This is a genomic window from Paenibacillus sp. FSL F4-0087, from assembly GCF_038020215.1.
Taxonomy (GTDB): domain Bacteria; phylum Bacillota; class Bacilli; order Paenibacillales; family Paenibacillaceae; genus Paenibacillus; species Paenibacillus taichungensis.
In genome coordinates this window covers 2,235,151-2,261,024 of sequence record NZ_JBBODJ010000001.1, presented here as the reverse complement: position 1 = coordinate 2,261,024, position 25,874 = coordinate 2,235,151, and the positions used below count along the sequence as shown (strand labels likewise).

The following is a 25,874-nucleotide window of genomic DNA, read 5'->3' as shown; positions in this document are numbered from 1 at the left end:
CATGCCTCTGCACACAGCACAAAGATATAAGCCACTCATAAGATAAAGCAAGGGATGTCCCATAGTCATAAACATGACGAGGACATCCCTTTTTAGTGGTATTAACTTTTAACGAATCAAACACACGCTATGAGCTGCATTATCCATTATTCTGCGCTTTAACGAATCCAGCGACGTGATTTCACTGATCGGCAGGTTCTGGCCTAAGTTTGTACCATTATAACGAGAATAACGTAACTGAAGTTCGTTAATCTGTACATTCAACCCAAATCCTCCAATTCAGGTGTGGTCGATTCGTTAGAATGGATTAGCGCTTCGACCCGAGAAAGGAAGTCCCTTCCAACCTCCGGTACAGCCGCTTCCCTTCATTCTTTTATCATGGATCAACTACAACCGGAACCGTAAAAGTTCCTGATGCATCTCTGCACTGATATCCCGCAGGGTTTTCACCTTAGTGCTTGCTTCGGCGAACGAACGTTGCTGTTCGGCCGTTGAAGCTGTAATTTCCTCACTGCTTGCGGCAGATTGTTCCGTAATGGCACTTATACTTTCAATCGCCTGCTGAACCTGTGCACTTAGTTCACTGGACTGCTGCATGTCTTCCGTAAGTTGGTTAATGCTTGTGCTAATTCGCTCTACACTGTGACGAATGCCGGAGAAGGATTCACCGGTTTTTCCGGTGGCCTGCTCCTGTTCTGCAAAGAGCTGAATGCTCTGTGTCACAGAGTTTTTCACTTTACCCATAGCTGCTGTGATTTCGCCGACAGCCCCAAAGATATGCTGTACCGATTGCTCTGATTGCTCCGCCAGTTTCTTCACTTCCCCCGCGACGACAGCAAAGCCGCGTCCGGCTTCACCTGCACGTGCCGCTTCGATGGAGGCGTTCAGAGACAGAAGGGTTGTCTGTGTAGCGATGCTTGATACATAAGCAGTCATCGTTGCGATCCGGGAGGCACTCTCCTCCAATTCCTGGACAGTCTTTTCTACCTCAGACATGGCAATCCGGTTTACTTCAGCCAGTCGAAGCTGTTCCTGTACGGCAATGTGTCCCTCCTGCACAGAAGTCAAAACTTCGTTACCATAGATGGCCGATTGTGAAGTTGCCTGAAGGTTGCTTTCAAACATATGCTGCATCTTGTCCACGACCATTACCGTGTCACTTAGATCCTCAGCAATTTTCTGACTGCCGATCGATAGCTCTTCGGTTGTTCTGGATACTTGCTGCACAATGGCCTGCACGGTATCATTACCGCGGTCAATGTCCTGCGCCATCCCATCAACACGGTTTCCTGCGGCACCAATGGATTGAATGATACTGCGTATGTTCCCAGTCATAAGACGGAAGGAGCGGTTTAAGTCATCCAGTTCATCCTTGCCTCGTGTCTCCGGAAGCTGCTGCGTAAGATCGCCGTTCGCAATTTGTCCTGCGGCTTCCTTTAAGGTGCGGATGCGTCTCGCCAATTTGCGTGAAGTGTACATATTGAACAGCAGAACAGCGACAAGCAGGATGATGGCTCCGGCTAGAGCAATCTGCCAGGTCCGCTGAATATCTTGTTCAAGATCTACTGTATATTGGTCATATCGATCCCGGGTCACCTCATCCAGCATATAAATATCATTTTGTATGCCTTTGACCCGTGAGCTGAAACGTTTGGCGTCCGAACTGTTCATGGCTGTGATGGCTTCGGTGGCGCCCGTGTCCAGAGCCGTTAATTTGGTTTGGATCGATTGAATCAGGCGAAGCTGTTCATCCGTTTCCAGCAAGCCTTCTGTGAGCTGCTTTACCATGGTTTTACCTTCATTCAGCAAGCGTGCTACATTATCCTGATTGCCAGCTGTCATGGAGAACGAGTACACATCGAGCGCCTGCTCGGTCTGTATCTGGTTAGCGTTCAGCTCCGTGACCTTCAGCATGGCAGGCACCAGATTTTGATTTTTGGCATTCATGTTTAGCAATTGAATAATGATATAGGCTACAAGCAAAAGGCATAACAGCAACGATACTATAGCATTCAATATCAGCTTTCCCTGCAATTTCATAAGCGTGCCTCCATATTAGCAATTGGTTTATTGATCTAGGGTAATTTTGGTTTTGCCGGAAGCGATCTGTGCTTTCAAATCTTCGAATGTTTGCTCTTGTTCGTCCGTGAGTGTGATGTTATGTAGGGCGGTTAAACCTACGCCGTTTTCTGCCAGACCATAGAACATTTCTTTTTCGGGAAATGAATGTTGGTTCTGAATGAACGTATTAATGGCGTTATGAAGAGAGACATCTACATTTTTGAGCATGGAAGTGAGTATTGCTTTTTCTGCTAAAAAGAACTGATCCTGGTCCACGCCAATAGCGTATTTACCCAATCGCTGAATCTCCGAAATTGAGCCTATGCCTGTCAGTCCAGCAGCAACGTAAATGACATCAACACGCTGTTCCTGAATCATCTGCGCCGCGAGCTTTCCTCCAAGATCAGGATTGCCGAAATCCCCGGCGTATACGACATGGACTGTGGCATCCGGATTGGCTGCCTTTACACCTTGCTCAAAACCTTGCTGGAAATCGTGAAGCACCGGAATATCCATTCCACCCAAGAAGCCAACATGGTCATCGTTTGTTGCAAAGCCAGCAATGATACCTGCAAGATAGCTGCCTTCTTCTGCTTTGAAGGACATGGAGGTCACATTGGGGAGATCGGAATGCCCGTCAATGATGAGAAAGTGCTGATCGGGATACTTCTGAGCAACCTTCTCCAAATCGGTTTTTATCGTGTCGCTTAGACCAATAATCAGATCAACCTTATCCTTCGCAAATTGCTCAAAAGCTGCCTCGGATGTCAAATCCTTTCCCGGTTCCTTGTAATCAAAAACAATACTGTTCTCGTTTCTTGCCTGTACCAATCCCTCAAAAGATGCGTCACTGAAAGAATGATCACCTAGCCCGACATCCGTAAGAACGATTCCGACTTTGGTTCGCTGATCTGCGGGGGACACCTTATCGGTTGCCGAACATGCTCCCAGCATCAGAACAACCAGAACCATCATCATGGTGAACCCGAATTTGATTTTCCATTGTGTTTTCATGTGCGTATGCCCTCTTTTCTATAAGATGGAGATGACGTGTGAGGTGAGCAATTCCTCTATATGTATATCGGATGAGAGCAGAGTCTCCATAATGGGTAAGGATGAAAATTTACGAAAACTCAATGAAATTCCAATGAAACCCATAAATTATACATAGAATTTACATCTGAAGAGGCATGAATTCTATACACAACCTGTACTACGTCTTGCTGGTCAACGGAAAAAAGAAAGACAAAAAAAGGGTAACGAAGAGACCGATTAGATCTCTTCGTTACCCTTTCCTTGAAACCAAACGAATGATGAATGCCTACATATCATGAATAAATACATTCATATATATGAACAGTTTTCCCGGTTCCCGCAGCATATGCAATACTCCTGAGCGTTGGGTTCCCGCTCTCATTCAGCTGCACTTGCAGCGCGTATTACCACGCTGCTACTGAGCCATCTGCCCGGCTTTCCGTGCCGCCGCACAATACGCCGTTGTCCGGGTTGCGCCAGATGATCTGGCCTCGTCCAAACATCGATGGATCGAGGGCGTTCTGTATATCATGCCCTTTGCGGGCAAGTGCTTGTGCAATATGCTGAGGGAATCCGGGCTCAACCAGAATCGTTTTGCCTTTGGTCCACTGCCAGCGCGGAGAATCGAGCGCAGCCTGTGGATTGAGGTGGAAGTCCACCGTATTCATGACGACCTGCACATGACCCTGGGGCTGCATGAAACCGCCCATGACCCCGAATGGTCCGACCGCTTCATCACCGCGAGTGAGGAAACCCGGAATGATTGTATGAAATGTCCGTTTGCCCGGCTCCAGTGCGTTGGCGTGATTGGGATCAAGCGAGAAATTATGTCCCCGGTTTTGGAGGGCAATGCCTGTGCCTGGCACAACTAGCCCTGAGCCGAAGCCCATATAGTTGCTCTGAATGAAGGAAACCATGTTGCCCTCACCATCTGCCGTTGCAAGATACACCGTTCCGCTTGCCCTTGGGTCGCCTGCTTCAGGCGGAAGTGCCATATCACCAATGAGCTTGCGCCGTTCGTCTGCATACGCTTCGGATAATAATTCCTGCACCGTTACGCCCATCTTGCGTTCCTCGGTAATGTATTTCTCCCCATCGGCAAACGCAAGCTTCATGGCTTCCAGCTGCCTGTGGTATGCCAGGACGGATTCCTTTTCTTCAAAATCAAAGCCCTTCAGCAGATTGAGCGCAGCCAGAGCAATCAGCCCCTGACCGTTCGGTGGGATCTCCCACACGTCATATCCGCGATAGGAGACCGAGATCGGATCAACCCATTCAGGCTGGAATGCAGCCAGATCTTCTTTGGTCAGGTAACCTCCGTGTTCTGCCATAAAAGAGTGAATACGCTCCGCGAGTTCGCCTTCATAGAAGTCTCGCGCGTCGCTCTCGCCAATCCGGCGCAGTGTAGACGCATGATCCGGCGAACGCCACATCTCGCCCACGGCCGGAACACGCCCGCCTGGGGCAAACGTCTCAAACCACGCACGCCCTGCTTCCGCATCGCCCTGGCGTGCATAGATATCGGCTGCCCGTGCCCAATGGCGAGCCAGCCCCGGCGCAAGCGGGTAACCTTCTTCCGCGTAGCGGACAGCCGGTTCCAGCGCTTCCGCCAGCGTAAGCCGTCCGAATCGGCGGCTCAGCTCAGCCCAACCCGCCGGTGCGCCAGGCACCGTCACCGGGATGACCCCCAGCTTCGGCATCTCCGAGTGGCCTGCCGCTTTGAGCGCCTCAATCGATATACTCTGAGGCGCAGGCCCACTGGCATTCAGGCCATGCAGCTTGCCCTCGGTCCAGACGAGGGCAAAGGCATCGCCCCCAATGCCATTAGACGTTGGCTCCAGCACGGTGAGCGCAGCAGCGGTGGCGATAGCGGCATCAATGGCGTTGCCGCCCTTTTTTAACACGTCCAGACCCGCTTGTGCAGCCAAAGGCTGTGAAGTGGCGACCATGCCTTGTTTGGCATAAACGGGCACGCGATAAGACGGATACGGTTGGTAGAGTGGATCATAGTTCATCAGGTTGTTCAGCTCCTTGTCGCAAGATGTCAGGTTCCGGCTCGCCGGATCAATTACTCCTAACCCTCTTCGGAACAGGTAACGTGATCTCCTGCTGCCAACGCGAAATCACACCTAACATAGCCCGTGAACGGGGATGATACAGTTGCATTCATTTCAGTGCCATTATATCTTTCTCAAAGATTTAAGGTGTTCTCCAGATGACTAGGTCGTTACCATGTCGCCGCCATTGACATGAATGCACTCACCAGTGACATAGGAGGAGTCGCGGGAAGCGAGATAAACGTAGGCAGCCGCAAGTTCATAAGGTTGGCCTGCCCGGCCCATCGGCGTCTCGGTTCCAAATACCTGCACGTCTTCAGCGGAGAAGCTGGACGGAATGAGTGGTGTCCATATGGGTCCCGGAGCCACGCAATTCACCCGGATTCCTTCGGATGCGAGCGATTTGGCGAGTACCCGTGTCAGAGAAACCACAGCCCCTTTGGTGGAGGAGTAATCAATCAGCTGCACGTTACCTTTATAGGCCGTAATGGAAGCTGTATTAATAATGGAAGCACCCTTACACAGATGTGGGAGAGCCGCCTGAATAAGAAAGAAATAGGCAAAGACATTCGTCTGGAATGTATGGTACAACTGTTCTTCCGTAATATCGACAATGCTTGGCTGTACATACTGCACGCCATGATTGTTTACAAGGACATCGATCTTTCCGAAGGTTTCCATGGTCGTACGGATGACAGCCTCGCAGTTTTTCTTCAACCGCAGATCAATCTCGATTAACAGACACCGTTGTCCGAGCTCTTCAATACGTTCACGTGTCCTTTCGGCGTCGGTCCGTTCATATAGATAAGCGATGGTGATATCTGCACCTTCCTTGGCAAAAGCAATAGCTGCCGCTCTGCCGATTCCACTGTCACCACCGGTAATAATCGCAACCTTGCCTTTCAGCTTGCAGCTGCCAATATAAGCAGGATCTTCGCTGATCGGTTCAGGCACCATCAGGGTTTCCAGACCAGGCTGCTGGTCCTGATGCTGGGGTGGGAAAGCCAGATTTTGTGGCTTGCACACCGTTTTCTCACCGTAAAAAGGATAGACAGGATTCATTCGATTTACATCCTCCTCGCACATTCATTCATACGCCTAAACTATGCATTCGCCCAGAAGAAGGTGCGCCAGGAGGAAGAAGGGCATTTGTTTTTGGTGCAAAATATACCATAATAAGGATGTAGCTATTACAACAGTTCATTAAAATGTGGAGGTGTCAGGAGCCCAATGAATATTCAGGGGATTAATCATCTGTGCTTTTCCGTATCCAATCTGGAACGGTCCATTACCTTTTATGAGCAGGCTCTCGGTGCCCGTATTCAGGTGAAAGGCCGGAAGCTGGCATATTTTGAACTTGCCGGACTATGGATCGCTTTGAATCAGGAAGATGTCATTCGCAACTATACGGAACGAACGTATACACATATTGCATTTACCGTAAAAGAAGATGAATTCGACGAGTCTGTACAGCAACTGCGAGCAGCCGGGGCTCACATTCTTCCCGGAAGACCACGCGATCCGAAGGATGCATCATCCATTTATTTTACCGATCCCGATGGTCATCTGTTCGAGCTACATACCGGAAATATGAAGCAGAGACTTGACTATTACCGTGAGGATAAACCCCATATGACCTTTTATACGTAATCGAATGAGCTGAAATGGAAAAAATATGACATATCTATTGTGCAAACAATGGATGTACATATAATATGGACAAATACACCCTTAATTTACCACTGTTTGATACTTCGTTCATACTCAAGGAGGTTTGTCATGATTCAGTTTCCCAAACCGGATGTGGAACAATATTTCCAGACGTATCGGATTTCCCATTTTGCCGTATCAGCCGACGAGAAACGTTTGTTTTTTGACAGCAATCTGAATGGACAGCCCAATATCTGGGCGATGGATCTGCCGGGTGGCTACCCGTATCCTTTGACGTATTTGAATCAGAGCAGCCAGTTTATCAAACCAGACCCGGAAGGACGTCATATTCTCACGGCGTTTGATCGGGATGGCGATGAGAATTATCATCTGTATGCCCTTCAACCGGAAGGTGGGGTCCCATTTCCTGTTGTGCCGGCAGAGCCCGATGATCGTTGTTATTTCTCCTATTTGTCCGAGGATGGACAGCGTCTTTATTATATGACAAGCAGGGATAACCCGAGCTATCTCAATTCACGCCGAATTAACCTTGAAACGGGAGAGGATGAGCTTCTGCATCAGGGGGAAGAGGTGACAAGCAATCTGGCTGCTGTGAGTCCGGATGAACAAGCCTACGTAATCCTGAATGTATATTCCAATACCTACCAGACAGCATACGTGTACCGGAACGGTGAGTCAGAATCCATTATTCCGGTCTCTGAGCGGCAGAGTCAGGTCTCATATGTTCTGTTTGCAGACCATAATCGGCTGCTGATGATCACCAATGATAACGAGCCGTACACCTATGTGGCTGAATATCGGTTGGATACTCATGAATTTCGTCCGCTGTGCAAAGTGGAGGGAGAAGACGTGGATATCATCCGCTGGCACAAGGATTCCGAGACGTTATACTTCTGGACGTTTACAGGTCCCGAGAATCGGATGTACGCGCTGGACAAAGGCTCTGAGCAGCCTCGACGTGTAGACATGCCGCTCGATACGGTGGAGGATGTGACAGTCACCAAAGCTGGAAATGTGTATATCTTGGGGCGTGGAGCTATCCAGCCGCATAATATCTATCGGTTGATGGCAGGTAATGCGTCCTGGGAACCACTGACTGCGAATCGGGTAACAGGGCTTGATCCGAGCGATCTTGTCTACCCGGATGTCATTCGATATAACTCCTACGATGGACTGGAGATCGAGGCGCTTTTTTTCAAAGCAAAACCGGAACAGGCTAATGGTTACACGGTATTTTGGCCGCATGGCGGGCCACAGGCATCGGAAGCAAAATTCTTTCGTCCGATGTTCCAAATGATGCTGGCTCAGGGCTATCATATTTTTGCTCCGAACTTCCGGGGAAGCACTGGATATGGCGCCGAGTTTGGCAAAATGGTTGAGAGGGATTGGGGTGAGGGCCCAAGGCTAGATTGTGTTGCCGGTATAAACTGGCTGTTTGACGAGGGCATCTCATCACCGGATCGGCTGTTCGTGGTGGGGGGCAGTTACGGCGGGTATATGACCTTGCTGCTGGCAGGACGTCATCCGGAATTATTCCGCGCTGCGGTTGATATTTTTGGACCAAGCAACCTGTTTACCTTCCTAGAATCCGTACCGGAAGACTGGAAACCGATGATGGACAACTGGCTGGGTGATCCGGTCCGTGACCGCGAACGCTTAACGAAGGATTCTCCGATTACGTATCTTGACCAGATGGTGAACCCGATGCTGGTCATTCAAGGTGCCAATGATCCAAGGGTCGTGAAGGCGGAATCCGATCAGATCGTGGCCGCGTTGCAGGGGAAAGGGGTAGACGTGGAATACATCGTTCTGGATGATGAGGGTCATGGCTTCTCCAGAAAAACGAATGAGATTCTCGTTTATCGGCGGATGCTGGAGTTTTTGCAGAAACATCAAGAAGTGCCGATTGCACAACCTTAATTCATAGGATCGTATCCGATTTAAATATATGATGGTTTGAGAAAACCGCCAGGAGTGAGTGCATCTCATCCTTCTGGCGGTTTTTTGTTGTGCTAATCCAGCAAAGCAATTACCGAATTCATGTACTGCTCCGCCCAATCTGCAAAAGGCATATCCGCTGCCCAGGTCACTCGGCCTGTTGCTTTGCATTCACCCCATAACAAAATACGTTGATAGAGCAGATGCACCCTAAGACGTGTGGCAAAGTGCTGGTATCGCTCCGTATCCGCTGCGCATACAACCTCCCGGTAACCGTGAAGGAATCGTTTGGCAAGTTCGGGTTGACCTTCGCGTACATACATGGCTGTCATTTTGGTTAGGTCGGCTGTGCCATCTCCAAAATAGGCCGTTGTAAAATCAAACAGACCACTAATCTCCCAGTCCGAAGTAAGGCTATCATCATTCCTCTGAATCACAAAGTTCTCGACCTTAAAATCACCCATCACAAATCCAGGAACAGGCATGGATTGAAATGCAGATTCAGCGTTTTTTAATTGCTCGTCCACCCACTGTGTATCCTCGTCTGTTATCATGGAGTACTTTGCAGCATCTTGCAGCCAGTGATGGATTGTCCCATAGAGCCAGTCCAGATATTTGCCTGCAAAGGGAACGATCTGCTTTGCTACAGGATCATACTCTCCCGCATCAGGGACCTTCCAGCGGTGAAGTTCTGCTAACGACTGGGCAAGCATCGCAGCGATCTTTTCCTGATCCTCCTGTGAAAGTGAAGCCTGTAATGACGGATCATGCAGGTGCATTCCAGGTAATCGGGGCATGATGGCATAGCTCCAGCCCAATATATCGGTATCTTCATGTAATAAATATGGATCAGGTACAGGAATGTTGGTGTGAGTTCTCAGCTGTTCTACAAAGAATTGCTCTTCCTGAAGTTGTCCCGCATATAATGGGTTGCCTTTCAGAATATATTCTCCCTCTGAAGAGCGAATAAGAAGTGTCTGACCCATCACACCCTCATTGGTTCGCTTATAATCCATAAGCGTTCCCAAATTAAAATCATGAAGCGCCTTTTGCAAGGATACTCGCTCAATCTCACCAAGTTTATTGGAGCCAAAATAAATACGGGTTGTCATAAGCCCCTCCTGCGCTCTCAGTCTTCATCCTCTTCGTCAGATAGATCAAACGTATCAGCATGAACCAATCCGCGAATAAAAGCTTCAAAATTAGGCGCCAGATATGTAATCTCATAATCGTCTTCCTGATCCACATGTACCACAGCAGGTTCGCCTTCAGGGCCACAGAATCGATAATCCAGCATCACCACATCATGTCCGGCAGATGGACAATCACAGATCACAATACCGAGCTCAGGATATCCCCAATCTTCAATCATGAAACGACTTCCAAATTCTCCGCCCAGTGTATTGGACTTGTCCCGTGCAATGCCCATAATCCCCGTAATGGCGATATGGTCTTCGGCCCATGAAGTGGCTTCTTTGGTTGGGAAAACGGTGTGTGCGGGAATTCCGCCGTTCTGTGTGTTCATTAACTGGATATAGGAGGCAGGTAATTTGTAGCCTAGCTCCTGTTCCATGGTTTGGATCATCTCCTCGTCAAACGGTGGAGATACATAACTTTCCAACGCATATTCACTCTGTTCCCAGAATGAAACTGGATCGTAGGACCCGGAAGCGGCTCTAAGGTTGTTCAGCCTGCCACTGTGCTCTAACTCCAACAATATCTCTTGATGGCGCTGTCGATCCTGTTGCATTTTTTCTGCTTTGGGCCGTGTCCATTCGAGAAATTCGATAGTCGATTCGTCATGGGGCAAGAGCTCGTTTGCCATCTCAAAAGCTTTGAGTGCCTGCTCATACATTGCCATATGATAATAAGCGTAACCCAACCGGTACTGCCAGAGAGGGTCTCTTGCCCCCTGTTCATGGACGGATAGTAACTGTTGGACAGCCTCACGGTAACGTCCTTCATTGTTATACGCTCTGGAAAGTTGTCCAATTAACTCATAATCCCGCTCGGATTCGGGGATTTGTTGAATACGTTCAATAATGAGACGGAACTGGTCCTGTTCATGCCATTTGTTTAGTTGTTCCAGCAGTTCTCTTTCCATCACTATGCCTCATTTCAATAGGGGAATGTGAACCTTTTTCCATTATATCTTACAAACTTGCAGGATGGATGGGTACAGTATCCTATCCAGTCGTATAGAAAAAACACTCCCACAAGCAGAAAGCCATCAAGACATTTCAATAAGGGGAGTGTTGTGCATTTTTTATTAGATTGCGTTCATTAAATTAAGCTTACTGTATCAATCAACTTACAGATCGTCGAATCCGTTATCGTCGCCGACTTTGCCGTAGTTACGGGATTTGGCTTCGAAGAAGTCTGTTTTCGTAGCATTCAGTGCTTCGTCGGAGAAAGGTTTGATCCAAGGCATGCAGTTTACATCCACGCCTTCGTATGCTTTTTCCATTCCCATCAGACGCAAGCGTTTGTTAGCAATGTACTTGATGTAGTCTTCCAACTCGTTCAGGTCAATCCCGCGTACGTTGCTGAGAGTGTAGTGCGCCCAGTTGGTTTCGAGTTCAACGGCACGGTTGATTGTTTTGTACACATAGTCCATGTTCTCTGGTGTGTTCAGTTCAGGGAAGTCTACCAGCAGCTGTTTGTACACTTCAGCGAAGAAGTAGCAGTGTTGGTTCTCGTCGCGCTGAATATAAGAGATCATTTGGCTGGTTGCCATCATCTTCTGGTCACGGGCCAGGTTGTAGAAGAAGGCAAATGTACTATAGAAGAAGATACCTTCAAGTACCAGATCGGCTACCATGGCCTGGAAGAACGTCTGTGGAGACGGGTTATCCCGGAAGGTTTGGTAGATGTCGGCGATGAACCGGTTACGGTCAAGCAACACCGGATCATGTTTCCAGTATTCAAAGATTTCCTTTTGCTCCCGATCGGATACGATGGAGGACAGGACGTAAGAGTACGATTGGTTGTGTACAACTTCCTGTTGTCCGATGATTGCCGAGATCGCTTCCAGTGAAGAATCCGTGAAATAACGTTTCACGTCACCTACAAACATCGTTTGCATGGAGTCCAATACAGCGAGCAGGGAGATGTTGACTTTGAATGTACGCTGTTCTTCCGGGTCCAATTGGGCAAATTGGGAAGCATCCTTGGACATAGGAATTTCATCCGCGATCCAGTGGTTGAGCAGCAGTACTTTGTACAGTTTGTACATATGAGGCATACGAATATCGTTCCAGTTCAGAATGCCTGAGCATTCCCCTTCAATGATACGGGTAGACTGGTTAGGCGCTTCGGTATTGAAAATTTTCTGCAATTGCATAATCCGTTCACTCCTTGAATGAATTTACACTGTATAACTACGATGACAGAACAACCTTCCGATCGCTGTTATCCCCTGATTTTTTTGATTCCCTCTTTTATAAGGGAAAATCCGGTGATAAAGGCGAAGCGTATGCTTCCGATGCAGCTTTCTTTCAGAAAGCTTTTAGCTCCGCTTCTTCAGCTTTGTTCTGTCCTCTTCGTTATCGTGTAATCATTAATTCTTTTATATATTAGGGTTGTATAATGTGGCATCTATATCAACATCTCATGATGTTGTGATCGTGTTTTGGGCAAAAAAGTACCAGGGCAACGCCATTTTGCATTCAAAACAGGATGCCCTGGTAGTCATCGTAGATCTAGTGAGCTTTCAGCATCACGATAAAACTTAGCTTGCACAAGAATCGCATTCTTCAATAGTCAATGCCCGACTGCGGACATAATAAGTTGATTTAATGCCGGCTCTCCAGGCGTGCAGATGCAGTTCCAGGAACTCCGTTGCTTTGATATCTGGACGAACATACAAGTTGAAGCTTTGTCCCTGATCGACGTGGCGTTGACGGGCAGCGGCCATATTGATGGAAGCATGTTGGTCCACCATGAACGCTGTTTTGTAATACCAGATCGTTTTTTCGGACAGGTCAGGTGCCGGGTTGGCAATCTTGTATGTCGTTTTCTCTTCATAGGACAACAGTTCATAAAGCGGATCAATGCTGGCTGTTGAACCTGCAATGATGGACGTTGAACCATTTGGTGCAATAGCGAACAACCAAGCGTTACGTACACCGTTTTGCTGTACTTGGGCTTGCAGTTCTTTCCATTGTTCAGTTGTAACGAATTCGCCTACGCGCTCACCTGTAGTGTAATCCCGTTGGTCGAAGTATTTGCCTGTTTGCCAATCGGAGCCTTGGAATTTCGGATAATGTCCTTTTTCCTTGGACAGTTCCATGCTGGCTTTCACGAGCAGATAGTTAATTTTTTCATACAGATTATCGTTATATGTGACTGCTTCTTCCGATTCCCAACGAATGCCTTCGAGAGCAAGCAGGTGATGAAGTCCGAATGTTCCCAGACCAACCGCACGGTATTGACTGTTGGTGTATTGGGCTTGCAGCACTTCAATGTTGTTGATATCGATAACGTTGTCCAGCATACGAACTTGAATCGGTACCAGACGCTCCAATACATCATGAGGCACAGCACGTGCTAAGTGAATGGAGTTCAGGTTGCAGACTACGAAATCGCCCGGCACTTTGGAAATCACGATGCGGGTTTGTCCATCTTTGGTTACGAGCTCTTCCTTTTCAACTACAGTTGCAGATTGGTTCTGCATGATTTCGGTACAAAGGTTGGAAGAGTATACCATGCCGTGTGCACTGTTCGGGTTCGAACGGTTAACCGTATCCCGGTAGAACATGTAAGGCGTACCGGTTTCCAGTTGGGATTTCATAACACGTTTCATGATGTCAATCGCCTGAACCGTGATACGGGACAACAGCGGGTGGTTGACCGCTTCTTCATATTTCTCACGGAACGCGCCTTCGCCTACGGACTCATCATAGAAATCTTCCAGTCCGAGTGGACGACCGTTCTCATCTTTCCAGCCCATCACTTTTTTCGTTTCATGCGGGCAGAACAGGCTCCATTCGCCGCGGCTCGCTACTCGCTCCATGAACAGGTCAGGCAGGCAGATGCCGTGGAATACGTCATGCGCACGCATCCGCTCGTCACCATTGTTCAGCTTCAGGTCGAGGAATGCCAGAATGTCTTTGTGGAAAACGTCCAGATAAACAGCGATCGCACCTTTACGTGTTCCGAGTTGGTCTACGCTGACCGCAGTGTTATTTAGTTGGCGAATCCAAGGGATTACACCAGAACTTGTATTTTTGTGACCCCGGATGTCCGAACCACGAGCTCTGACTTTACCGAGATAAACGCCGATGCCGCCACCCATTTTGCTGAGACGTGCTACATCTGTGTTGGAGTCAAAGATGCCCTCAAGGGAATCATCCACGGTATCGATGAAGCAGCTGGAGAGTTGTCCAGCCACTTTTTTACCCGCATTGGACATTGTAGGTGTAGCTGCTGTCATGTACATGTTGCTCATTGCCCAGTAAGCTTCCTTAACGAGATCCATACGTCTCTCAGCAGGCTCCTGATGCATCAGGTACATCGCGATAACCATGTAACGCTCTTGAGGCAATTCCATGACTTTTCCGTCAAAGTCGTGAGCGAGGTAACGTTCTGCCAGTGTGAGCAAACCGATGTAGTCGAACAACAGATCGTTTCGGTAATCGATGCATTCAGCAAGTTCGTCGATCTGCTCTTTGGTGTAACATTCCAGCAGTTCTTCGCGGTAGATACCTTTCTTCACAAGATCCACTAGAAGGGGGTGGAAAGCACCGTAAGGCTCTTCCGGGTATGATTTGTATCTGCGGTTGGTTGCCGCTTTCTTGTAAAGGGAAGTAAGCAGGGAGCGTGCCGCTGCGAATTTCCAGTTAGGCTCTTCCTTCGTTACCAGTTCCAGAGCGCTCATCATAAAAGCGTTGCTGATCTCGTCTCCGGTAACTTCGTCACGACGGAGCTTGCTGTTTACCCCGCGTACCAGACGTTCCTTGTCGAGCATGTTCAGTCCTTCCAGAATACGATCTGCATATACCGAGATGCGCATATCATCAAAGGCAAGCTGGCGGTTGTTCGGCTTGGTCACAACTTGTGGCATGAATATTCCTCGCTTTCGCATGTTTAAGAGATAAATTGGAGAAATTCTTTATATAAAGAATTGAGTGTCTTCTTACGGTGAGATAAAGATATAAGCTGCATATTATGGACTGAACGGCGGTAGTAGCGAGTCTTGCATCATATTGCACATAGGAGCAGCACTCAGAACATGGTCACATAAAAAGCATTCCCCTTGCCTCGCGGCTGAAAATGCCCATGGATGCCCTGAGTTCCTTGCTGTCTATAATGATTCAAAAAAAGACAGAAAAGGGTGCTTATGTAATCTTTTGTCTATAGCAGACACGCCTGTAATTAGAGGATCCCGGTGCAGTCCAAATAGCCCCGTTAACCTCCGAGTCAAGTCTGTTTCGAGAAAGCGATTTACACCTACAGGGACGTGCCTTTGGAGGTGATTTCATCCTGTTTTTCGCGAGATTTCAGAAGATGACTAATAGAAGTGGGGTGATTTGATTTTACTACATTTTGTTGCTGTTCTCTTACTGTAACCCAACATATAGTGTTTGTAAACAGGGTCAACACAGTAAAACGTAATTCCGAGTATACCATTTAAGCCAGGATTCCGCAAAGGAAAAGGACTGGAAGATTTGAAGATTTATCAAAAAAAATTTTTGTTTAAATCAGATGACGTTATCACGTCAGTTTGAATTGTGGCTCCTTCAACTGGTAGAATAAAAACAGGCAAAAATCGACTAAAAATGAGCGGCACCGGTATCTTGCGGGGCCCATGGGAGGCCGAGCGAAATGGCAATAGCAGAAGTGACCGTAATTCCAATTGGCACCGGGACGACCAGCTTGAGCAGTTATGTGGCAGACATGCAGAAAGTATTGGAAAAACAGCGGGGCATTACATATCAGTTGACCTCCATGAGTACCATTATCGAAGGCCCGCTCAATGAAGTATTTACAGCAATTGCGGCCTTGCACGAAGCTCCGTTTCTATCCGGGGCCCAGCGTGTCTCCACTTCTGTCAAGATTGACGATCGTCGTGACAAACCCGACGCTTCCAGTGTGCAGAAGTTGCAATCTGTTCAGGAGAAACTGGCATCCCGTCAGACACGTCCGAACTGACGCAAGTCCTTATCAGTAATTTAAGAGAAACATTTTTGTGTATTTCGCTGCATGCTCTATCTGGGGGTGCGGCTTTTAATGTTATATTTGCAAGGCTCAAAAAAGCTTCGCAGGATTTCTCCATACGAAGCTGTATGACTTCAGAATACTATAGAATTAAACCTGCTTTTTTAAGATCTGCTCTGTTTAATACCAGCGATCCTTGTAGTTTTTTGATACGGACCGTATTACCGGATGGATCAGTTACAACTTTTTCCTCGTCTTCTTTAAGACCATTAGCATTAACACTGAGGATGGTTTTTAAATTTTTTGAAATGTTATATACATCTGATGAATCTCCCTTAAGATTAACTTGGTATCCATTTGATGCGGACAAATCTATCAGAGTAATCCAATCTGCCTGAGATTGACTTTTTGCGGAAAACTCAATAGATCGAGTTGAACTTGCATAATTCACTTCATAACCGAGGATTTTAGCGGCTTCGCGTAGTTGAAGATATGTATTACCTTTATAAAGCAATTGATCGGATGTTACGGATTTAGACTGGCCATTTACGATAACTTTAAAGTTCGCAAGAGTGGCTTGTACCTTTTTGGAAGTGGCCGCAACCGCCATGGACGAGGACCCGATCAACATTCCGACGGATAAAGCAACAATAACCTTTTTCATTTTCACCTTTATCATCAACTCCTATGTAAATGTGTTATACCTGAGAATAATACCCTAATTAGGAAGGGTTGACACGGGTGAAAACTATTATTTTTTTGCTTCTTACGAATCAAATTTTTTGCCTAACCATAAGTATAGTATCATTATCGAAGGCCCGCTCTATTTACAGCAATTGCGGCCTTGCACGAAGCTCCGTTTCTATCCGGGGCCCAGCGTGTCTCCACTTCTGTCAAGATTGACGATCGTCGTGACAAACCCGACGCTTCCAGTGTGCAGAAGTTGCAATCTGTTCAGGAGAAACTGGTATCCCGTCAGACACGGCCCAATTAATGGAAGTCAGCAGAGAATAGAGAATAGAAAATAGTTTTATATATTACTGTAAGTCCTGTATCTGGGACTTGCAGTTTTTCGCATTTCATTGGCTCAACAAGGGCGGATTTTTGTAGGACATACGTGAGTTTTGCCGTGGCATTTATCTGGGGGTTACATATTTTACATTAAACTGACAACCTTTGTCGGCAGATGTATAGAGGAATGGAGGGATTACAATGCCTTACACTACAGGTCTCCTCTTTAACTCTCCTAATGGGAGTGATCGAGCTACTCAATTAATTGTCACCTGTTTGAATGATTCTCTCAATATTCCAGCCAATATCGAGCTTCAGGTCTTTCGCTGGGATACTTCCCAGACAACCCGAATCCCTATTGGTCATGATCTGTTCCAATTGACTCCCCAGGCATCTAGAACGTTGTTATATACGCTAAACACAGCAGATTATTTTGAGGTTCAGAGCGATTATTTCAGTGCAACAAGCACGGTTATTCAGGTGTTCAGTTTGGACTCCACCGGAAATATCCTGCAGCGTGTGTTGCAATCGGAGATGGTATGGGTAGACCGATTCACAAATATTCCATAACCCAAATATAACGGAGGTGAATGAAATGCCGGTTGTAAATATTACAGGAGCATTGGGTGGGAACCAGTTTGAACCGTCGATTGCAGTAAATGAATTGTTACCCAATATAATGTGTGTTGTGGCAGTCGATACAAGTACTGGGCCAACACTTACTGGATTATATCGCTCCATTGACGGAGGGCAGACCTGGTCAACGACTACCTTGCCTCAACCTGCGGGTTACGCCGGAGCTGAAGCCCCCACGATTGATTACACATTCCCCAGTACGTTTATTGTAACCGTTCATGTTTTTAATGGGGATAATGACGGGACCATTATTAGTTATACTTCAATGGATGACGGTCTCACATGGGCTCCCCCGGTGTTTGTAAACAGAGGATATGGTCTCATCGTTCACAATGATGAACCGTATATAGCGTGTGATCGAACACCTGGTAGCCCGTATCGTGGTAATGCTTATGTTGGATACACGCCGCTGGCAACAGCGGCATCATCAATCTTTTTGCAAAGGTCTCTGGATCAGGCTGCGACCTGGCAATCGCCAAGCCGGATTTCCAGTCCGAGAGGCTTCCATGATCGGGCGGCAATCGCAATTGGATTTACGGGTGAAGTCTATGCCGGGTATATAACCACGGGTCCGACGAGCCCGTATGCCTTGTTAAGGATATCTTACGACGGAGGTGCGACATTTCAGCCTCCAGTAAATAATCAGTCGACCCTAATTTCTTCGGTGGTACCTGCACCTTCTCCCTTACCTGTACCCAATTATGCGTTCCGTGTTCAAACGAATCTGAGTCTGGGTGCAGATATTTCCAACAGTATCTACAGTGGGACAGTCTATGCAGTCTGGAATGACGCCCGAAATGGATATACGGATGTACTCATGTGTCAATCGCCAGATGGTTTGCTTTGGAGCGAACCGGTAAGTATAACGGGAGCACCTGTAGGATCACAGAATTTCTTTCCTTCGATTTCCGTATCACCATTTACGGGAGTAATCCGAGTCATCTATTATTCCAACCAGATAAATGGATTTTTGCTAGATGTATATGTAGCTGAGTCCTCTAATGGGGGAGCGACATTTACGAACAGAAGACTCACAACGACATCCTTCAATCCGAATGGGAATTCACCCGTACCAACAGTGCTCATTGGTGACTACATCACAGCCTATACACAGTCACCTGATAGCTTGGCCGCCGTTTGGATGGCGACAACACAGCCAACAGGGAAACTGGATGTGTATTTCGGTTCATAGTCATACCTCAATTGTACCCTGGCCCATTTTTAACAAGAGCCCGGTCTCGCGAGTGACTTTTGCATATAGTGAACTGTACCTCAAATAAAAGGAGGGTTTTGCATGAGTGGAGTTGTAGGTGGATACGGCGGCGCATGGACATCGACTGGTGCCATTTTGGTTCTCTTCATTTTGTTGGTTATCATTTCCAAAGCATTCCTCATCTAATAGACCCTTAACACCTAAACCATTGGTAAAGGAGGAATCTCCATGAGCGAAGTACTTGGAGGCACAGGATACGGCGGCTGGACATCAACTGGTGCCATCTTGGTTCTGTTCATTCTTCTCGTTATCATCACTAAATCTTTCTGGGTATAATATGTTTGAACTCCGCCGGGTAACCGGTGGGGTTTTTTTGGTTTGGGGACAAGCCTACAGGAATAGTGAAAACGCCTATTTTGTCAAAGTAGGGCCATAGCCCGGTCCAGAGGTAGGCAAAATACATAGCTTAGGGGTGTAGGCAAATGTTAAGGAGGAATGAACAATGAGCGAAGTAAAACCGAATTCACCGAACGGACAGGGACACGTATACGGACATATGGGAGGGTATGAGCATATGCAAGGATACCAATACACAGGTCATGAAATGCATGGGTACGGATATGGTTGTACAATGCCAACGGGGTATGGCTACGGCTACGCTCATCATCCCAATCATGCTCCAGTGCTGCACGGGTATCACCATGGTTGTGGAACTTCCTATGGACATAGCGGAGGAAGCTGGGGATCCATGGGTACGATTCTTGTACTGTTCATCCTGTTGGTCATCATCTCCAAAACGATGTTTATCTAGATCTTACAATAGCAACTGTATCAGGGAGTTGATCCATACAACTCCGATGAAAGGCGCCGAGATTGTATCGGCGCCTTTTGGCTGTCTGTCCATCTTTTTATTAAAAGTGGACATGGAAAAACACCCGGAACCCAATTCCGGGTGCTTTGTGTATGTTTTCAATCTTCTCAAGAATAAGTGACATCCAAAACAACAAAAGCCCTACCTCTCTTTTGTCCTTGCGGCTCCGATGACCGCGCCAGTGTGAATGGGAACATCTTGTGAAACTCTGTACTACCGGGTTATTGTGATTCAGGTTCTTCAATCTTCATAGGTTAATGTGCATGTTCGCTGCGGTCGCAGCATGAAGAAAATATTCCGGGGTTTAAAGAAGACAGAAAATCATATGAGGTTGTTTAAATACCAACTCTTAGAGTATACCACAGGCTGTAATTTTTTGCAATAAAAAGGAAGGTTGAAGCTTTTTTTGAAAACAATTGCGGAAACATTTCAGATTTTTTCTTCAATAAGGTAATCCTCTTCAAATGATTCTGCGTAGGTTATAATAAGAGGGATGACACGGAAAGGGGCCCTCGCATGACTGAACCAATAGAGGACAGCAGGTTAATGCGGCAGATTGCAGAGCGAGATGCTTCCGCACTGGAGCTTTTATATGACCGCTACGAGCGGGCGGTGTATTCTTTTGCTTATCGGATCGTTGGTGATCCAATGACAGCAGAAGAGACTGTCCAGGAATTATTCCTGCGGGTCTGGAACAATGCTGAACGATATGAGGCCTCACAGGGGAAGCTGACCACGTGGATGTTCGCCATTACGCGCAACATTGCAGTGGACATGCTGAGGCGAAAATCCAAAAGCGTAGCTACGACCTCAATGGAAAACGAAGCACTGGCGGCATATGCCGATGAACATACAAATACAGAAGAAGAAATAGAGCGTAAATGGGAAGGTGTCCGAATTAAAGAGGCCTTGTCCCAGTTGAATGGTGACCAGCAACAGGTCATTGAATCGATCTATTATGCAGGCTTAACGCAACAGGAGGTATCCAGCAGATTCGGGATTCCGCTGGGTACGGTAAAGAGCCGTGTCAGGCTTGCGATGCGACAGCTTCAGAAGCTGCTCGCCGATGCTGAAATGCATCCGGACGCGGGAAGGGAGGGCATACATCCATGATAGAACGACATGAGGAATGGTCTGATCTGGCACCGGTGTATGTGCTGGGAGGACTCGAAGCGGAGGAAGTGGCAGCATTCGAAGCGCATTTGGCCAATTGCGAGTCTTGTCGCCAGGAGGTGAGGGAATTGCAGGAAGTAACAGGCTTCCTGCCACTCGCGGCGGAACCTGTTGAACCGCCGCCTGGCATGCGAGCACGTGTGCTGGGCAACGTGCTCGGACATGCGCAGGAGAGCGCCGGAACGAAGCGGGCGGCTGCTCCTGCGCAGCCTGAAGCACCCGCGGTGCTTCAGGGGGACCTTGCGCCGCAGCATGGAGCGGCGCAGCCCGGGCAAGGCTTGCCGCCGGAGACGGCGGTGCCTGCAGCCCGGGCAGATGAGGCTGCACAGGCACAGCCGTGGCAGCCTCAAGGGCGCGCGCGTGCGCGCAGCAGCCGCGCCTGGCGCATAGCGAGCGCAGCCCTCGCGGCAGCGGCGCTCGTGCTCGGCATCTACGCCGGGCAGCTGCAAGGCCAGGTCGATTCGCTGAAGCAGCAAGCTGCGGGCTCATCGACGGTGCAAGAGCAGCTTGCTCAGGCGCAGGCACAGAATGCTCAGCTGCAAGAGCAGCTTGCTTCATCCCTGCAGCCTGCACAGGGAATGCAGACAGGCGAAGCCGTTAAGCTTAGTCCTGCAACACAGGACATTGTGGCCCGAGGTCTGGCTACCATCGTTATTGACAGCAAAGGCACTCACCTGGTCGTACAGGCGGAGAATTTGCCTACTTTGGAAGGGAATGAGGCGTTCCAGGTTTGGCTGATCAAGGGCGATACACCTCAGAATGCGGGGACCTTCCTAAGTCATAATGGAACGGGAGCGGTATACTATACGTTAGACTCTGCCAACGATTACGACACGGTCGCCATCACACTTGAACCGGATGCGATGGGTGATGAGCCGCGTGGTACAATGATTCTGGCTGCCAAGATTAAAGGATAAGAAATGTCTTGCCATATCAGGCTGTTTCCTACGGGGAGCAGTCTTTTTTGTATGGTTGTACGCGTACATATAAGTTAAATGAGCGATTCATAGTTCATTCCAGGATGGAGGTTTCCCATCCGTGAAATGAATTAATTTTTTCAGTCCGAGTAACCGATAACAAATAGGAGGCTGTACCCTTAATCTCCCTCTGTCATCATCAATGGGGAGAACTGGTTTGCAGCTAGAGAGTGAGGGGTTAGGGTGGAAGTATACCGTTCATTTATCTTTCGTCTGATGCGAAATTATCTTATCGGTTCATTGGGAGCTGTTTTTGTGGTAGGTACAGTCGTTATGGTGTCTACCTTACAAATACCAAACATTCAATTTGTACGACTCATTATCATTGTGTTGATTTCACTATTGTTTATGCTTGTTGCTGAACTGATGACGCTATGGGCTCAACTTGGCCCCATCCGGCAGTTTTTTGCCGCCGAGCATCATGAGAAGGCCGAATTGACAAAGATGTATGAAAGCATTCACCGATTTCCGGGAAAAACGATCTATCGCATTCTCGGTCCGCATATGCTTGGGTTTTCCTTACCTGCTGCCGGATTGACGATATGGATGATCTCTACAGGATGGCTGGAAATCCCATATGGATACGTCGCAGTTGCAGCTGCGTGCGCCTTATTGATCGCTGTGATGCATGCCCTGATTGAATATTTTCTGACCGTTCGGACCGTTCGACCGTTGCTGCTGGAAGTTCGCCGCAGAGGCAAAGAACAGCATGGCATGGAGCCATCGCTTGGAGGACGTGTCCTGGTGTCCATTCAGCGTAAATTTCAGCTGAGTACAGCGCTAATCGGTTTATTTCCATTATTTCTGTTCTTTCTGGCTACATCGATCCGTCTTCAGTATATGGATAGTGAGTTTGCGAAAGAGTATATTCTGTGGGCAGTTCTTATCGTTGTGTTAGGCGGGGGCTTCGCCCTTGTGGGAAGCTGGCTGCTGATTCGGGATGTTCGCGGACCGGTTGCGGAGCTGACTGAGGAGATGAACCGAATTCAAGAGGGAGATCTGGGCAGAAGAACGCCTGATTTGTACGCGGACGAATTTTCTGCGCTCATCTCTGGATTCAATATGATGATTAATCGGCTGGAAATGAGGCAGGAACGTAATCGGCAGTTGCTGCAAAGTTATTTTTCCACCTTGGCGGCTGCATTGGACGCACGGGACAAATACACGGCCGGTCATTCCATGCGAGTCGCGGAGTATTCCATAATGATTGGTAAGCTGAGTGGCATGAATGAAGAACAAGCCGATCTGTTATACAAGTCAGCACTGCTGCATGATATTGGAAAAATCGGCATACCTGATGAGGTGTTGTTGAAAGATGGGAAACTCACCGATGAGGAATTCGCCATCATTCGCACACATCCTGTTCTTGGGGAGAGTATTTTGTTACAGATTGAACCGATTGATGCGATGGCAGACTTCCTACCGGGTGTAAGGTCTCATCATGAAAGATATGATGGCAAAGGATATCCTGATGGCATAGCAGGCCAAGAGATTCCGCTGTTTGGTCGTATCATTGCCGTGGCTGATGCCTTTGATGCCATGACGTCTGATCGTCCATATCGGAATGGGATGAGTCATGAGAAAGCGCTATCTATTTTGGAAGAAGGAAAAGGGACCCAGTGGGATCCCTATTTTGCAAGTTTGTTTATTGATGAGTGGAGACGGCAACAGCATCTCCAGAAAACATCGGAGCGAGGGGTCAGCTGATCCCCTCTGTCCACTTCGATTCCTTTCTGCGACGACGGTGCAGCGAGAGCCCGGTGATAATTGTGAAAACGCATTCGCCGAGTACGACCGCACCCAGGGCGTCATAGATTACATGTTGTTTAATCATTAAGGTGGACAATATAATCAGTGCTGCACCAGCAGCAACTAACACCTTAACATGTTTGCGAATACTCTGAACGGAGAGAACAGCCCGCATAACCAGATAAGAATGAAGGGCATGAATACTTGGAAAACAATTATATGGACGGTCCTGGCCGTAGAGCCATCCAAGGAGAGATGCGCCGAGACCTGTACCTGTTAACTCGGGACGCGGCACCATGGTCTGAAAATTAAAATAGATCAGGTAACAGATCCAGACACAGATGTTCATGGATAACAGGACGCGATAATAAGTGAGCCGATCTTTGGCACATAAATAAGCCAAGACGCCGAAGACAAACGGATACCAACCCAGATAGGGTATGGACATGGAAGGTACATAAGGGATGATCCGGTCCAACGGGGAATTAAGAACATAGAACCCGCGCTCCGGACTATTCAAAATATCATAGAACATCCCCATGACAGCCAAGGAAAGCATCAAGCTTAACGACAGCCAGTAGGATCTGCTTTTTAATACGTGCACAACACCGTTTCTCCTTTCATCCAGGTTCGCAAGGAACTGGATCACAGCAAATAAAATCGAACAACAATATATTCTACTACGTTCAGCGCACAAATTGAATCCTGATTTGTGTATTTTTGTGCATTTTTTTGACGACGAAGGAATGTCGAAGGTTGAATGGGCATGATATGATAGAGATGTATACGGACTATAGGTTTTCTGTCAATGAATACACGACAACAGGAGTGAGTGAATGCAATTTTCAAAAATGTTCGTATTAAATATGGGGATGCTCATAACCATCGCTTACCTTGCTAGTGTGTTCTATAAATACATCGTAATACGAGCTTCATCACGAGTAAAACAGATATGTTCGTTGTTCGTACTTATTTTTGCAGGCTGGATCAGCACGGTATTTGGATTTCAGCTTAATGATGAAGTTGTCTTTGATCTTCGTTTTGTTCCTTTAATTGTTGCCGTTTTGACGTATAGACAACCCTATAGCGTTATTATCGTGGGTGTTGGGATTGGACTGACCCGGCTAACTTTTGGTATCAATGATGCTACGGTGGCTGCACTGATTAATATGTCCATTTTGGGCGTGGTGTGTGCAGGGTTGAATATATGGATGAGACGCAGTGACTATAGGTTAATTATTAAAGGTGTTATCGTCATATTGATTGTAAATGTGGTCAATAGTGTGAACATAGCTATTGTCGGCGTTATCCCGGCTACATATTTTTTCTCTCATATTATGCCGTATACCCTTCCTGTTGGTATTTTGCTTAGTCTTATTTTTGCATTTATTTTACGAGACTTCCAGAATGAACAAAATCGGATTTTGCTCATCCAGAGTACCAATCGTTTATTGTCTGTGCAAAAAGAAGAATTGCAGAAGGCTCAGATTGTGCTGGAGGATCGTGCCAAGCAGTTGATGATTGCTTCACAGTACAAATCGGAATTTCTGGCGAATATGTCGCATGAACTGCGGACACCGCTGAATAGTGTCATTAACTTTGCTCAGATGATCAGCGAGAACGGAGATACGATGGAACAGGAGGATATCGTACATTTTGCCACAATGATTGAGCATTCTGGTCAGGAGTTGCTAACGTTAATCAATGACATTCTCGATCTGTCCAAAGTGGAAGCGGGCAGACTGGATATCGTCTTGGAGGATATCAGTGTTGCACAACTCACGGAAGATGCCATGGCTCATTTCCAGTTGGTTGCCGAGAAAAAGGGAGTAGAGCTGAAGTTGGACAAGAAGCCAGGGCTACCAGAGACCCTATGGTCTGATCCCCAACGAGTCCAACAGATCTTGCGTAATCTCATGTCCAATGCCATCAAGTTTACACATCAGGGGAAGGTCACACTGACCGTAAGCACCAAGCAAATGAAGAAGTCAGGTATTCTGAGCCAATGGATTGTTTTCTCGGTGCAAGATACGGGAATTGGCATTGCTGAAGACAAACATCAATCCATTTTTGAAGCATTTCAACAGGCGGACGGGTCCATTAGCCGCAAATTTGGGGGAACAGGACTCGGCCTGTCTATCAGTCGGGATTTGGCCAGATTGCTAGACGGATCGATTGAACTTGAAAGCGCTGAGGGCAAGGGCAGTACCTTCTACCTCTATCTCCCGTTGAACCGTGAAAAAATGAGTTGACAACCATCACGCTGTGAGTAGAATTTGGGGTGACAACTAGCATCGACCGGCACTTGAAACCCGGTCTAAGGA

At 47.5% G+C, this 25,874-nt stretch carries 22 protein-coding genes and 1 pseudogene; 13 read left to right on the top strand and 10 right to left on the bottom strand.

Annotated features, from left to right (window positions below; all coding sequences use genetic code 11):
• Positions 1-387: 387 nt before the first annotated feature.
• The 4 genes from MHB84_RS10510 to MHB84_RS10495 all read right to left on the bottom strand — a co-directional run bounded on the left by MHB84_RS10510 (position 388) and on the right by MHB84_RS10495 (position 6,215).
• Positions 388-2,040, bottom strand: a complete 1,653-nt coding sequence (locus tag MHB84_RS10510; protein ID WP_076290602.1) for a methyl-accepting chemotaxis protein — start codon at positions 2,038-2,040, stop codon at positions 388-390.
• A gap of 27 nt (positions 2,041-2,067) precedes the next feature.
• Entirely contained in the window at positions 2,068-3,075 is a 1,008-nt protein-coding gene (locus MHB84_RS10505; protein WP_083679017.1) for a BMP family ABC transporter substrate-binding protein, read from the bottom strand.
• A 425-nt stretch (positions 3,076-3,500) separates the two neighbouring features.
• On the bottom strand, positions 3,501-5,111 hold the full coding sequence (locus MHB84_RS10500) for a gamma-glutamyltransferase family protein (RefSeq protein ID WP_076290601.1): 1,611 nt from the start codon (positions 5,109-5,111) through the stop codon (positions 3,501-3,503).
• A gap of 204 nt (positions 5,112-5,315) precedes the next feature.
• Positions 5,316-6,215, bottom strand: coding sequence for a glucose 1-dehydrogenase (locus MHB84_RS10495; protein ID WP_076290600.1), 900 nt, complete (start codon positions 6,213-6,215; stop codon positions 5,316-5,318).
• A 168-nt stretch (positions 6,216-6,383) separates the two neighbouring features.
• Between MHB84_RS10495 and fosB the strand changes: the two genes are divergently transcribed.
• Together fosB and MHB84_RS10485 are read left to right on the top strand one after the other, a co-directional pair.
• A complete protein-coding gene (gene fosB, locus MHB84_RS10490) occupies positions 6,384-6,803 on the top strand; it encodes a metallothiol transferase FosB (RefSeq protein WP_076290599.1) in 420 nt (139 codons plus the stop codon).
• A 129-nt stretch (positions 6,804-6,932) separates the two neighbouring features.
• Positions 6,933-8,744: a S9 family peptidase gene (locus tag MHB84_RS10485; protein ID WP_076290598.1), complete on the top strand. Its 1,812-nt coding sequence runs from the start codon at positions 6,933-6,935 to the stop codon at positions 8,742-8,744.
• A 92-nt stretch (positions 8,745-8,836) separates the two neighbouring features.
• Here MHB84_RS10485 and MHB84_RS10480 read toward each other — a convergent pair whose 3' ends face one another.
• The 4 genes from MHB84_RS10480 to MHB84_RS10465 all read right to left on the bottom strand — a co-directional run bounded on the left by MHB84_RS10480 (position 8,837) and on the right by MHB84_RS10465 (position 14,826).
• The gene (locus MHB84_RS10480) at positions 8,837-9,874 is read right to left on the bottom strand and encodes a phosphotransferase family protein (RefSeq protein WP_076290597.1); all 1,038 of its coding nucleotides are present in this window, start codon (positions 9,872-9,874) and stop codon (positions 8,837-8,839) included.
• 17 nt (positions 9,875-9,891) lie between these two features.
• The gene (locus MHB84_RS10475) at positions 9,892-10,866 is read right to left on the bottom strand and encodes an SMI1/KNR4 family protein (protein WP_076290596.1); all 975 of its coding nucleotides are present in this window, start codon (positions 10,864-10,866) and stop codon (positions 9,892-9,894) included.
• 207 nt (positions 10,867-11,073) lie between these two features.
• Positions 11,074-12,105, bottom strand: a complete 1,032-nt coding sequence (locus tag MHB84_RS10470) for a ribonucleotide-diphosphate reductase subunit beta (RefSeq protein WP_024632189.1) — start codon at positions 12,103-12,105, stop codon at positions 11,074-11,076.
• Positions 12,106-12,492: 387 nt separating this feature from the next.
• Positions 12,493-14,826 carry a ribonucleoside-diphosphate reductase subunit alpha gene (locus MHB84_RS10465; protein ID WP_076290595.1) on the bottom strand — a complete coding sequence of 778 codons (2,334 nt, stop codon included), beginning with the start codon at positions 14,824-14,826 and terminating at the stop codon, positions 12,493-12,495.
• 761 nt (positions 14,827-15,587) lie between these two features.
• Here MHB84_RS10465 and MHB84_RS10460 point away from each other — a divergent pair.
• Positions 15,588-15,914, top strand: a complete 327-nt coding sequence (locus MHB84_RS10460) for an MTH1187 family thiamine-binding protein (RefSeq protein WP_076290594.1) — start codon at positions 15,588-15,590, stop codon at positions 15,912-15,914.
• A 148-nt stretch (positions 15,915-16,062) separates the two neighbouring features.
• On the opposite strand, the gene MHB84_RS10455 is transcribed toward MHB84_RS10460, so the two are convergent.
• Positions 16,063-16,584: a stalk domain-containing protein gene (locus tag MHB84_RS10455; RefSeq protein WP_256716878.1), complete on the bottom strand. Its 522-nt coding sequence runs from the start codon at positions 16,582-16,584 to the stop codon at positions 16,063-16,065.
• Positions 16,585-16,743: 159 nt separating this feature from the next.
• Here MHB84_RS10455 and MHB84_RS10450 point away from each other — a divergent pair.
• The 9 genes and pseudogenes from MHB84_RS10450 to MHB84_RS10410 form a co-directional block, all read left to right on the top strand.
• Positions 16,744-16,914: pseudogene (locus tag MHB84_RS10450) on the top strand (thiamine-binding protein); the annotation flags it as partial.
• 218 nt (positions 16,915-17,132) lie between these two features.
• Positions 17,133-17,501, top strand: coding sequence for a hypothetical protein (locus tag MHB84_RS10445; protein ID WP_076290592.1), 369 nt, complete (start codon positions 17,133-17,135; stop codon positions 17,499-17,501).
• Positions 17,502-17,526: 25 nt separating this feature from the next.
• Complete coding sequence (locus MHB84_RS10440) at positions 17,527-18,759, top strand: sialidase family protein (protein ID WP_076290591.1); 1,233 nt, start codon at positions 17,527-17,529, stop codon at positions 18,757-18,759.
• A gap of 102 nt (positions 18,760-18,861) precedes the next feature.
• The gene (locus MHB84_RS10435) at positions 18,862-18,966 is read left to right on the top strand and encodes a hypothetical protein (protein ID WP_017690880.1); all 105 of its coding nucleotides are present in this window, start codon (positions 18,862-18,864) and stop codon (positions 18,964-18,966) included.
• A gap of 42 nt (positions 18,967-19,008) precedes the next feature.
• Positions 19,009-19,116 (top strand): YjcZ family sporulation protein, encoded by a 108-nt coding sequence (locus MHB84_RS10430; protein ID WP_217504721.1) that lies wholly within the window; start codon positions 19,009-19,011, stop codon positions 19,114-19,116.
• Between the two features lie 166 nt (positions 19,117-19,282).
• A complete protein-coding gene (locus MHB84_RS10425; RefSeq protein WP_076290590.1) occupies positions 19,283-19,591 on the top strand; it encodes a hypothetical protein in 309 nt (102 codons plus the stop codon).
• Between the two features lie 576 nt (positions 19,592-20,167).
• The gene (locus tag MHB84_RS10420) at positions 20,168-20,764 is read left to right on the top strand and encodes an RNA polymerase sigma factor (RefSeq protein WP_076290589.1); all 597 of its coding nucleotides are present in this window, start codon (positions 20,168-20,170) and stop codon (positions 20,762-20,764) included.
• Entirely contained in the window at positions 20,761-21,741 is a 981-nt protein-coding gene (locus MHB84_RS10415) for an anti-sigma factor (protein ID WP_076290588.1), read from the top strand. The genes MHB84_RS10420 and MHB84_RS10415 overlap by 4 nt, the downstream gene beginning before the upstream one ends.
• Positions 21,742-21,984: 243 nt before the next feature.
• Positions 21,985-23,508: an HD-GYP domain-containing protein gene (locus MHB84_RS10410; RefSeq protein ID WP_076290587.1), complete on the top strand. Its 1,524-nt coding sequence runs from the start codon at positions 21,985-21,987 to the stop codon at positions 23,506-23,508.
• On the opposite strand, the gene MHB84_RS10405 is transcribed toward MHB84_RS10410, so the two are convergent.
• Positions 23,501-24,154: a phosphatase PAP2 family protein gene (locus MHB84_RS10405; RefSeq protein ID WP_083679016.1), complete on the bottom strand. Its 654-nt coding sequence runs from the start codon at positions 24,152-24,154 to the stop codon at positions 23,501-23,503. The two genes, MHB84_RS10410 and MHB84_RS10405, sit on opposite strands and share 8 nt — an antisense overlap.
• 232 nt (positions 24,155-24,386) lie before the next feature.
• Between MHB84_RS10405 and MHB84_RS10400 the strand changes: the two genes are divergently transcribed.
• Positions 24,387-25,802: a sensor histidine kinase gene (locus MHB84_RS10400; RefSeq protein ID WP_076290586.1), complete on the top strand. Its 1,416-nt coding sequence runs from the start codon at positions 24,387-24,389 to the stop codon at positions 25,800-25,802.
• Positions 25,803-25,874 lie beyond the last annotated feature (72 nt).